Below are 1,823 nucleotides of genomic sequence, written 5' to 3'. Positions count from 1 at the left end.
ATTATTGCAAAATTTGGGTTTAAAAATATTAAAATGAATAATAATGCAATAGAGAAACTTAAAAGCTATGATTGGCCTGGAAATATTAGGGAGTTAGAAAATATTGTTTATAGACTTTGTCTGTTATCAAAGGATAAAGAAATTAATGAGCACGATTTACCTGTAGATTTGAATTCTAATCCCAGCAATAAAATAAACCTATCTCTTCCAAATGACCATCTAGATCTTGAAGAATTAGAAAAAGACATTATTAATTCGGCACTTGAGAAATTTAATGGTAATAAATCAAAAACAGCAGAATATCTGAGAATACCAAGGCATGTATTACTCTATAGATTAGAAAAATATAAAATTCAGTCATAATTTTTTCTTCTACATTCATTTTAATTAGAAGATATGTAGAATATTCTACAATTAATCCTAGTAATGTGTAGAATATTCATCACTTTTTATCAATATATCAGAAAATTCCCTCATATAAGGCGTTTGTAATCTTGGCATAATATTTGATTATAAGAATGATTATAAATTATGAGGTGATGTGCTTGTATCTACAGTATATAACGTGGGTTCATTAAATGAAAAAAATTATAATAATTATTATCCTATTTTATACGCCCCTTTATGCTGATAAACTTGATATAAGTGAGCTTCAAGAGATTGTTTTAAAGGAAAATCCACGTTTAAAATCACTTGGGTTTGAGGCAGAGATGCTAAAAAAGAGAATTCCATCAAGTGGTGCCCTTGAAGATCCCAAGATCAAGTTTGGTTTAAAAAATGTTCCTACTAGCGATTTTTCATTTAAAGAAGATGGAATGACATCAAAAGAAATAGGCGTATCTCAGATGTTTCCCCTTGGGGGAAAGCTTAAAATTAATGAGTCCATAGCAACAAAAGAATATAAGCTAGCTTTAGAAAGGCTCAGAAAAGAAAGGATTGATATATTAAGCAAACTACGGACATATGTCTATGAACTTGGTTATATTAGAGCATCTATAAAGATATTAAAGGAGATAAAGGGCTATATAAAACTTTTAATGGAAAGTGAAAAATCTGCATCTAAATCGGGCATAGGGAGCTTAACTAATGTTGTTAAGGCAAACATTGAGGCTATACAGATAGACGAGGAGCTTATCTCATTAAAACAAAGTAGAAGAGAGCTCCATGATAAAATTAATTACCTTGCAGGAAGGAAAGTGAATATAAAGGTAGGAGATTTATCAAACATTAGATTGACAAGCTTAGAAAGCAAGAAGATTAAGGAAAACATTTTAAATGAAAATCCTGATATAAAAATACTCTCTCTTGAAAGAAATATAAGTGAAGACGAAATAGAATTAAAAAAGAAAGAATATTATCCAGATGTTGTGTTTGAAGTATCCTATTCGCAAAGAGAGGATGGCCCAAATGGTCAGGATAGATCAGATTTGGTAAGCGCAATGGTTACCTTTAATATACCTCTGTGGCAAAAAAGAAAAAATAAACCTATGGTTCTTGAGATGGAAAGGAAAAAGTGGATGATAAATAGCCTTATAATTGATAAGAAAAACGAATTAATGGCTCAGGCTAAAACAATTTTAAGTCAGCTTAAAAAAAGGCGAGAGCTTTATAAATTATATACAGGCCAGCTTATTCCACAAAATGAATTAGCTCTACAAACAAATCTTGCACAGTATAAAACAGGTGGTGTTGAGATTATGAATCTTATTGACACCATAAGGATGCTTTTAAAATACAAGAGAGAGGCCCTTTTGATGCAGAAAGAATATATGGTAGGGCTTTCAGAATTAAACGCATTAATGGGCGTAGAGGTGTTAAAATAG

General features: G+C 30.7%; 2 protein-coding genes. Both read left to right on the top strand.

The features are described from left to right. Window positions 1-363 (top strand): helix-turn-helix domain-containing protein (locus SVN78_10835; GenBank protein ID MDY6822101.1); only part of this gene is annotated, 363 nt, incomplete at its 5' end. 215 nt (window positions 364-578) lie between these two features. Then, on the top strand, window positions 579-1,823 hold the full coding sequence (locus SVN78_10830; GenBank protein MDY6822100.1) for a TolC family protein: 1,245 nt from the start codon (window positions 579-581) through the stop codon (window positions 1,821-1,823).

Source organism: Deferribacterota bacterium (assembly GCA_034189185.1).
In the GTDB taxonomy this organism is placed as follows: domain Bacteria; phylum Chrysiogenota; class Deferribacteres; order Deferribacterales; family UBA228; genus UBA228.
Note: the sequence above shows the minus strand (reverse complement) of the source record. Positions and strands in the feature narration are given on the sequence as shown.